The 7,982-nt window shown below is 71.0% G+C and carries 8 protein-coding genes; 2 read left to right on the plus strand and 6 right to left on the minus strand.

Annotation, left to right across the window (positions count from 1 at the left end; all coding sequences use genetic code 11):
* The first annotated feature begins 81 nt into the window (after positions 1-81).
* Positions 82-1,032: a sodium:calcium antiporter gene (locus tag D180_RS17630; RefSeq protein ID WP_017913837.1), complete on the plus strand. Its 951-nt coding sequence runs from the start codon at positions 82-84 to the stop codon at positions 1,030-1,032.
* A 57-nt stretch (positions 1,033-1,089) separates the two neighbouring features.
* Here D180_RS17630 and D180_RS17635 read toward each other — a convergent pair whose 3' ends face one another.
* From D180_RS17635 to D180_RS17660, 6 genes are read right to left on the minus strand one after another with little or no spacing between them, the layout of a single operon-like run.
* On the minus strand, positions 1,090-1,461 hold the full coding sequence (locus D180_RS17635; protein WP_017908202.1) for a Na+/H+ antiporter subunit G: 372 nt from the start codon (positions 1,459-1,461) through the stop codon (positions 1,090-1,092).
* The gene (locus D180_RS17640) at positions 1,458-1,742 is read right to left on the minus strand and encodes a K+/H+ antiporter subunit F (RefSeq protein ID WP_017908201.1); all 285 of its coding nucleotides are present in this window, start codon (positions 1,740-1,742) and stop codon (positions 1,458-1,460) included. Before D180_RS17640 ends, D180_RS17635 begins: the two co-directional genes overlap by 4 nt.
* Positions 1,739-2,242 (minus strand): Na+/H+ antiporter subunit E, encoded by a 504-nt coding sequence (locus tag D180_RS17645; RefSeq protein WP_010341382.1) that lies wholly within the window; start codon positions 2,240-2,242, stop codon positions 1,739-1,741. The genes D180_RS17640 and D180_RS17645 overlap by 4 nt, the downstream gene beginning before the upstream one ends.
* Position 2,243: 1 nt before the next feature.
* Positions 2,244-3,806, minus strand: a complete 1,563-nt coding sequence (locus D180_RS17650) for a monovalent cation/H+ antiporter subunit D (RefSeq protein ID WP_017913838.1) — start codon at positions 3,804-3,806, stop codon at positions 2,244-2,246.
* Positions 3,803-4,168, minus strand: coding sequence for a Na+/H+ antiporter subunit C (locus D180_RS17655; protein ID WP_017908199.1), 366 nt, complete (start codon positions 4,166-4,168; stop codon positions 3,803-3,805). The genes D180_RS17650 and D180_RS17655 overlap by 4 nt, the downstream gene beginning before the upstream one ends.
* Positions 4,168-6,999: a monovalent cation/H+ antiporter subunit A gene (locus D180_RS17660; RefSeq protein ID WP_017913839.1), complete on the minus strand. Its 2,832-nt coding sequence runs from the start codon at positions 6,997-6,999 to the stop codon at positions 4,168-4,170. The genes D180_RS17655 and D180_RS17660 overlap by 1 nt, the downstream gene beginning before the upstream one ends.
* A 452-nt stretch (positions 7,000-7,451) precedes the next feature.
* Between D180_RS17660 and D180_RS17665 the strand changes: the two genes are divergently transcribed.
* Positions 7,452-7,982 (plus strand): NAD-dependent epimerase/dehydratase family protein (locus D180_RS17665; RefSeq protein ID WP_043091273.1); only part of this gene is annotated, 531 nt, incomplete at its 3' end.

Here is a 7,982-nt window from a genome sequence, read left to right on the forward strand (position 1 = left end):
CATGGCCGGGCAGGCACGACCACGGCGGCGTCATCGGCGCTGCGCATAGAATCGCCGCATCTTGCGGGCAGGGAGTCGGCGATGGCCGGTGCGATCGGATTGGTGCTGTTGGGGCTGGCGTTCCTGGCGCTGGGCGGGGACTCGATCGTGAAGGCGGCCTCCGGCCTGGCGCAGCGCTGCGGCGCCTCGCCGTTCGTGGCCGGCTTGCTGCTGGTGGCCTTCGGCACCTCGCTGCCGGAACTGGCGGTCAACGCGCGCGCCTACGCCGCCGGCGCGCAGGACCTGGCGTTGGGCAACGCGATCGGCAGCAACCTGGCCAATCTCGGCCTGACCCTGGGTCTGGCCGCGCTGGCGGCGCCGCTGCTGCTGCGCACGCGCCTGCTGCCGCCACTGCTGGTGCTGCTGACCCTGGCGACGCTGGCGCTGATCGGCTTCGGCCTGGATGGCGCGATCTCGCGCGCTGAGGGCGTGGCGCTGCTGCTGGCCTTCGTCGGCGTGGTCGCCTTCCTGCTGCTGCGCGCGCGGCATGAACCGGCCGCGCGCCAGCTTGGCGTGTCCGGCTACGCGGTGACCCGCACCGGGCTGGTGCTGAATCTGCTGCGCCTGCTGATCGCCCTCGTGTTGTTGAACGCCGGCGCCAATCTGGTGGTGGAACACGCGCCGCGGCTGGGTGCGGCCTGGGGCCTGTCGCCGCTGCTGGTCGGCCTGCTGCCGGTGGCGATCGGCACCGCGCTGCCGGAAGCCGCGGCCGCGGTGGCCGCCGCGCGCCGGGGCCAGGGCGACATGGTGGTCGGCCATGTGCTGGGCTCGAGCCTGTTCAACCTGCTGGTGGTGATCGGCGGCATGGCGTCGCTGCGGCCGCTGCCGTTGCCGGCCTCGTTCGTGCGCCTGGAACTGCCGGCAGCGATCGCGCTGGCGGCGGTGCTGTACCCGATGCTGCGCGGCGACATGCGGTTGAGTCGCGGCGAGGGCGCGGTGCTGCTGGTGGCGTTCCTGGCGTGGGTGGGACTGGAGTTGGCGTTGCTGGCGTGAGTGCCGAGAGTGGGGAATCGGGAATCGGAAAAGCCGCTCCTGCGCAGACCCGCGCGCTCAGCGCTCCTCCGGCTGCTCCGGCGGCGGCAGCCCTTCCTGCTCGGCGTGGTCGCTGCCCGGCACCTGCGGGCGCTGTTCCAGCATCAGCGACAGCGCCGCCTTGGCCATCATGTGCGCACTGATCGGCGCGGTGATGAACAGGAATGCGGTGATCAGCAACTCGCGCGGCTGTGGGTCCTGGCCCAGGAACAGGTGGTAGCCGACCGAGGCCAGCAGCACGCAGCCCACGCCCAGGGTGCTGGCCTTGGTCGGCGCGTGCAGGCGCTTGAAGAAGTCCGACAGCTTCACCAGCCCCAGCGCCCCGACCAGGATGAAGAAGCAGCCGACGATCAGCAGCAGCGACAGCCCGACCTGCAGCACGCCGATCATTCGACGATGTCCCGGCGCAGCACGAACTTGCTCAGCACCACGGTGCTGCCGAAGCCGAGCATGGCGATGATCAGCGCCGCCTCGAAATACACCGGCGAATCCAGGTACATGCCGAACAGCATCAGCTCGGCGATCGCGGTCACCGACAGCGTGTCCAGCGCCAGGATGCGGTCGGGCACGGTCGGCCCGCGCAGCAGCCGCCACAGCGCCAGCAGCATCGCCAGCGCCACCACGTGCATGCACACGACGATCGTGGTCTCGATGAACATGTGGCTGGTCATGGGAAGATCTCCATCAGCGGCGCTTCGTAGCGCGTCTTGATCTGCCGGATCACGGTCTCGGCATCGTCCAGGTGCAGCACGTGCACCAGCAGGTACTTGCGGTCGTCCGACAGCGCCGCCGACACCGTTCCCGGGGTCAGGGTGATCATGCTGGTCAGCGCGGCGATGCCGTGGATGTTGGCGATGTCCAGCGGCACCCAGATGAAGCCGGGGTGGATGCGTTTCTCCGGACCGAGCACCTGCAGCGCCACCACCACGTTGGAGCGCACGATGTCCCAGGCCGCCACGCACAGCATCTTCGGCACCGGGCGCAGCGAGCCGATGCGCGCGAACTCGCGGTCCAGGCGCGCGGCGAACAGCGGCACCGCCACGCCCAGCACCGCGCCCAGCAGCACCTGGCCGAGACTGAAGCTGTCGCTCATCAGCAGCCAGAACGCGGTGACGGTCAGGCTCAGCGGCCAGGACGGGAACAGGCGGCGCGACCAGGGACGGGCGGACATGTCAGGGCTCCCGCAGGATCGGCGCGGTGCCGCGCAGCTGGGTGGTGTAGTCGGCCGGGCGCAGCAGTTGTGCGGCGGCGGCCTCGCTGTAGCGCAGCAGCGGCCCGGCCGCCACGGTCATCGCCACGCCGTAGCCGAGCAGCAGCACGGTGGCGGCGGTTTCCAGCGGCCGTGCCGGCGCCTTGCGCGGCGCCGGGCGCGGCAATTCCACGGTGCCGTCCTCGGCCGTGTTTTGGTCGCCGGGCACGCGCCAGAACAGGCGCACGCCGCCGCGGGTCAGGCCCATGATCACCATCAGGCTGCTGAGCAGCACCGCGGCCCACACCGGTGCGGTCAGCCCGCCCGGCGTCGCGCTCAGGATCGCCACCTTGGCCAGGAAGCCTGACAGCGGCGGCAGCCCGGCCACCGAGATCGCCGCGATCAGGAACAGCACGCCGGGCACGGTCTTGCCCGGCAGCGGCGCGATGATCTCCTTGCGGTCGCTGGCGCCGCCGCGGCGACGCCGGATCAGGTCGGCGATCATGAACAGCGCCGCGGCGACGAAGCTGCTGTGCGCCAGGTAATACAGCCCGGCGCCGAGCGTGCCGGCTGAGTCCAGCGCGAAGGCCACGAACAGCGTCGCCGCCGACACGATCACCAGGTAGCCGATCAGCACCCGCAGGCGCACCGCCGCCAGCACGCCCAGCGCGGCCAGCAGCAGCGTCGCCAGGCCCAGCCACAGCAGCCAGTCGCGGCCGTAGCCGTCCAGCGCCTGCGCCTGGCTGCCGAGGATCAGCGTGCTCACCCGCAGCACCGCGTACAGGCCGACCTTGGTCATGATCACGAACAGCGCCGCCACCGCCGCCGGCGCGCGCGCATAGGTTTCCGGCAGCCACAGGTACAGCGGCAGCAGCGCGGCCTTGGCGCAGAACACCAGCAGCAACAGGCCGAACGCGGCCTTGATCAGCGCCACGTTCTGCGGCGGCGCCTGCGCCACGCGCTGCGACAGCTCGGCCATGTTCAACGAACCGAGCAGCGCGTACAGCAGGCCCAGCGCGATCAGGAACACGGTGGAGGAGGTGACGTTGAACACCACGTAGTGGAAGCCCACGCGCAGGCGCAGGCCGCGCCCGCCGCTGAGCAGCAGGCCGTAGGAGGCGATCAGCATCACCTCGAAGAACACGAACAGGTTGAACACGTCGCCGGTCAGGAACGCGCCGTTGAGGCCGACCAGCTGGAACTGGAACAGCGCATGGAAATGCGGCGCGCGCCGGTCCCAGCCGGCGCAGGCGTGCAGCAGGCAGGCGCCGGCGAGCAGGGTGGTGGTCGCCAGCATCCATGCCGACAGGCGATCGGCCATCAGCACGATGCCCAGCCGCGAGGGCCAGTCGCCGAGCAGGTAGGCATGGACCTGGCCGTCGCTCACCTGCACGCACAGCGCCAGCACCGCCGCGGCCAGCGCCGTCATCGCGGTCCACGCCACCGCGCGGCGCACCTTGCGGCCGTAGCGGCGGTGCTCGGCGAACAGCGACAGCGCCGCGCCGAGCAAGGGGATCAGGATCGGCAGGATCAGCAGATGGGTCATGGCGCCTCCCCGTCGGCGGGGTCGGGGTCCGGGCGCGCATCGACGTGGTCGCTGTGGTTGTCGCCGCGGCTGCGCATCGCCAGCACGATGCTCACCGCGGTCATCGCGAAGGCGATGACGATCGCGGTCAGCACCAGCGCCTGCGGCAGCGGATCGGCGTGCTCGGCCAGGGTCGGGGCGATGCCGTCGCGCAGCACCGGCGCCTTGCCCTGCACCAGCCGGCCGCCGGCGAAGATCAGCAGGTTGGTGGCGTAGGACAGCACGGTCATGCCCAGGATCACGTCGAAGCTGCGCGCGCGCAGCAGCAGGTACACGCCCACCGCGGTCAGCACGCCGATCGCGCTCGCCAGTGCCAGTTCCATCAGTGCATCTCCCCGGTGATGGGCGAACGCCGCGTCGGGTCGATCTGCCCGCGCTGGGAATCGCGGGTGCGCGAGGGCTTGATCGTGCCCATCATCGACAGCGTCAGCATGGTGCCGCCGAACACCACCAGATACACGCCGGTATCGAAGACCAGCGCGCTGGCCAGCGGGACCGTGCCGATCAGCGGCAACTGCAGATCCAGATGGCCGCTGGTCAGGAACGGCACCCCGAACAGCATCGAGGCCATGCCGCCGAACGTGGCCAGCAGCAGGCCCAGGCCGATGCAGCGGATGTAGTCGAAGCCGAAGCGCGACTCCACCGAGGCCGCGCCCTGGATCACGTACTGCATCAGCAGCGGCACCGCCAGCACCAGCCCGGCGATGAAGCCGCCGCCGGGCGCGTTGTGGCCGCGCAGGAACAGGAAGATCGACACGGTCAGGGTCAGCGGGAACATCAGCTGCGCCAGGTCGGCCGGCACCGGCAGCTTGATCGGCGGCCCCGGCATCACCTTCTCCGGCGCCATCCGCGCGCGCCGCAGCAGCGCATGCACCACCAGCGCGGCGATGCCGAACACGGTGATCTCGCCGAAGGTATCGAAGCCGCGGAAGTCCACCAGGATCACGTTGACCACGTTGCGGCCGTAGGCTTCCGGCAGCGCGCGCTGCAGCAGCTCGCCGGCCATCGTCGTCGCCGGCCGGGTCATCACCGAATACGCCAGCAGCGCCATGCCGCCGCCGGCGACGATCGCCAGGGCCGCATCGCGCCAGCGGCGCCAGCGCCGCGGTTCCGGCGGCGAGGCCTTGGGCAGGTAGTTCATGCCCAGCAGCATCAGCACCAGGGTCACCATCTCCACCAGCAACTGGGTCAGCGCCAGGTCCGGCGCCGACAGGAACACGAACACCAGGCTCACGCCCAGCCCGCTGCCGCCCAGCACCAGCACCGCCAGCAGCCGCTGCCGGTACAGGAACAGCGTGGACAGCGCGCAACTGAGGATCAGCAGCCACAGGCCCCAACCCAGCAACGGCATGCCCTGCGGCGCCGGCCACTGCTGCCACAGCGGCGGCGCCCGCAGCAGCGGCGCGGCCACGACGACCACCGCGGCCAGCACCAGCCAGCGCAGGCTGCGTTGCAGGCGGCCGTTGGCGAGCAGGCGGGTGAAGCGTGCGGCCACGCCGAACAGGGTCTGCACGTGCCAGTGGAACACGCGCTTGCCCAGCGAGCGGCGCACCTCGGTGTACAGCGCGGTCAGCCGGCGCAGCCCGAAATACAGCGCCACGCCGCCGACCACGCCGGCGATGCTCATCGCCAGCGGCGCGTTCCAGCCGTGCCAGACGGCCAGGCTGTAGTCGGGCAGGGCGTTGCCCAGGATCGCGCCGGCGGCGGCGCGCAGCACCGGCGCCACGGTCAGCGCCGGCACGATGCCGACCGCCACGCACACCAGCACCAGGATCTCCACCGGAATCTTCATCCAGCGCGGCGGCTCGTGCGGCATCGTCTCCAGCCGACGCGGGCCATGGCCGAAGAAGGTCTCATAGACGAAGCGCAGGCTGTAGGCCACGCCGAACACGCCGGCCAGCAGCGCCGAGGTGGCGGTGAACACGCGCATCGCCGCCGGGCCGTCGGCGCCCAGCGCCTCGGCGAAGAACATCTCCTTGGACAGGAAGCCGTTGAGCAGCGGGATGCCGGCCATCGACAGCGAGGCGGTGATCGCCAGCGCGCTGGTGATCGGCATCCAGCGGCGCAGGTTGCCGAGCCGGCGCATGTCGCGGGTATGGGTTTCGTGGTCGATGATGCCGGCGGCCATGAACAGCGAGGCCTTGAACACCGCGTGGTTGAGGATGTGGAACACGCCGGCCACCACCGCCATCGGCGTGGACAGCCCGAACAACATGGTGATCAGGCCCAGGTGCGAGATCGTCGAATACGCCAGCAGGCCCTTGAGGTCGTGCTGGAAGATCGCGAACCAGGCGCCGGTGAGCAGGGTGATCGCGCCGATGCCGCTGACCGTGTAGAAGAACAGGTCGCTGCCGGCCAGCGCCGGATGCAGCCGCGCCAGCAGGAACACGCCGGCCTTCACCATCGTCGCCGAGTGCAGGTACGCCGACACCGGGGTGGGCGCGGCCATCGCGTGTGGTAGCCAGAAATGGAACGGGAACTGCGCGCTCTTGGTGAAGATGCCGAGCAGGATCAGCCCCAGCGCCCACGGATACAGCGGGCTGGCGCGGATCACGTCGCCGGCGGCGAGCACCGCGTCGAGCTGGTAGCTGCCGACGATGCGTCCCAGCAGCAGCACGCCGCCGAGCAGCGCCAGGCCACCGCCGCCGGTGATCACCAGGGCCATGCGCGCGCCGTCGCGCGCGTCCTGGCGGTGCGACCAGAAGCCGATCAGCAGGAACGAACTGATGCTGGTCAGTTCCCAGAACACCATCAGCAGCAACAGGTTGCCGGCGATCACCATGCCCAGCATCGCGCCCATGAACAGCAGCAGGCAGGCATAGAAGCGCGCCGCGTTCTCGCGTGCACTCAGGTAGTAGTGCGCGTACATCACCACCAGCGCGCCGATCGCCAGCACCAGGCCGGCGAACATCCAGGCCAGGCCGTCCAGGCGCAGCGAGAACTGCAGGCCGATCTGCGGCAACCAGGCGTGGTCGGCACGGACGATGCCGCCGTCGAGCACGGTGGGCGTCAGCGCGCCGAGCACCACCAGGCCCGCCAACGGCGCCAGCGCCGCGGCCCAGGCCAGGGTGGCGCGCGAGCGGTGGCGCAGGGCGACGACGGCCGCCGCCATCAGAAACGGCAAGGCCAGCAGGAGGTCGAGGGCTGGGATCATGCAGGGAATGCGAGATTCGCGAGCAGGAGCCCGAGTGTAACAGGCGCGTCACGGCGGTGGCCGGCGCGGGAACGGAAGGCGTGCACGGTCATGCCGACAGCGTAGCGGTGCGCAGGTGATGCGCTTGCGAGCGCGGATGGGAGGGGAGTGATCGAACGCTGGCGCTGCGCGATGCGCCACACGCCATGCGCGCCATGCGGCGTGCATGGCGTGTGGCGCAAGCATCGCCGTGGGTGAGCGCGTTCTGCAGCGCATCGCGCGTCGCTCTCCATCCGGGTGCTGGTGCGTGCGGCCCGTACCAGGTCGTCGGTGCGCTTGGCGATCGTTGGCGGCTGCGTGTATCCGCGCCACACGTCGCCTTGTCCGCCTCCACCGGCCGTCGCATGCCGTGCAGCGTGCGGATGCCGCGTGATTCCAGCCGCAAACGGCGACGCACGCACTATCCTGTGCCGATGACCGATTCGCTCGCCGCTGCCTCCGCTTCTCCGACGACCGTCGCGCCACCGCGCATCGCACTGGTGTTCGGCGGCAGCGGCCAGATCGGCGAGCGCCTGCTGCGCCGCCTGCTGGCCGACGGGTGGGAGGTGCACGCCTACTCCCGGCAGGCGCGCGCGGCGCACCCCGGCCTGCACTGGCATGCCGGCGAACTCAGCGCGCTGCAGGCGCCACCGGTGGCGGCGGAGGTGGTGTTCAGTTGCGGGCCGCTGGACGCTTTCGCCGACTGGTATCGGCGCGCCCCCGTCGCCGCTTCGCGCGTGGTCGCCTTCGGCTCCACCAGCCTGGAGGTCAAGCGCGACTCGCTGGACGCCGCCGAACGCGACGTCGCCCGGCGCCTGCGCGAGGCCGAAGCCATCGTGTTTGCGGTGGCCGCCGAACGCGGCGCGGCGGCGACGGTGTTGCGGCCGACCCTGGTCTACGGCGCCGGCCGCGACCGCACCCTCAGCGCGATCGCGGCACTGGCGCGGCGCACCGGCTGGTTCGTG

This window comes from Xanthomonas sp. SHU 166 (assembly GCF_000364685.1).
GTDB lineage: Bacteria > Pseudomonadota > Gammaproteobacteria > Xanthomonadales > Xanthomonadaceae > Xanthomonas_A > Xanthomonas_A sontii.